The sequence below is a fragment of the Streptomyces capoamus genome, from assembly GCF_014654935.1.
In the GTDB taxonomy this organism is placed as follows: domain Bacteria; phylum Actinomycetota; class Actinomycetes; order Streptomycetales; family Streptomycetaceae; genus Streptomyces; species Streptomyces capoamus.
Genome location: NZ_BNBF01000018.1, coordinates 96,112 through 96,952, shown reverse-complemented (window position 1 = coordinate 96,952; position 841 = coordinate 96,112). Strand labels below are relative to the sequence as shown.

Genomic DNA, 841 nt, shown 5'->3' with positions numbered 1-841 from the left:
GGGGTGCTCCCGCGTCACACGCCCTCGACGCGTCGGACGTCACACACCCTCGGCGCGTCACGCGTCACACGCACGACGCGTCACGCGTCACACGTCCGCGCCGCGCAGACCCGTCCGGGAGCCGGGCCGCGGGACACGCGATCGGGAGCCGGGCGGTACGGAAATCGGTAACGGCCGGACCAGGTATGCGGGCACGGCGACGTTAGGGTTGCGCAAGGAGACAGCGGGCGCCGCGCACGCCCGGGCCTCCCGCCGCGTCCCCCGAAACGAAGGTGCCATGCCCGCCGAGAACGCCCCTGCCGCCGGCAACCTCGACGACGACTATCCGCCGCGTGCCGCATCGTCTCCCTGGAGGACCAGCTGGACGACGCCCTCCGGCAGAACCGGGACATGCGCAGGAGGCTGGACGAGCGCCTCGCGGATATCTAGTCCCGCCGGTACAGAATTTCGGTCCGCGCCGGTACGAGAAGCGCCGGACGCGGCACAAAACCGCCGGGCGCTGCCAACCGACCTGTGTTAGCGTGATAGCAGTTGCAGTTTTGGTTGCCAGAGAATTTTTTTCTTTGCAGAGCTTTCCGGATCTTTCCGGAGGGGTGATCATGGCGGCGACTCGGCTCCGCAAAGTGCGGAGTCCGGTACCACCCTCCGAGGGAGATTCAATATGGCATCTGGCACCGTGAAGTGGTTCAACGCGGAAAAGGGCTTCGGCTTCATTGAGCAGGACGGCGGCGGCGCCGACGTGTTCGCGCACTACTCGAACATCGCCACCTCCGGCTTCCGCGAGCTTCAGGAAGGCCAGAAGGTGACCTTCGACGTCACGCAGGGCCAGAAGGGCCCGCAG

Annotated in this window: 1 protein-coding gene; it reads left to right on the top strand. The window is 67.1% G+C overall.

Annotation, left to right across the window (positions count from 1 at the left end; all coding sequences use genetic code 11):
* Positions 1-661: 661 nt before the first annotated feature.
* The coding region (locus IE312_RS26155; RefSeq protein WP_189984778.1) for a cold-shock protein at positions 662-841 on the top strand (180 nt) is incomplete at its 3' end.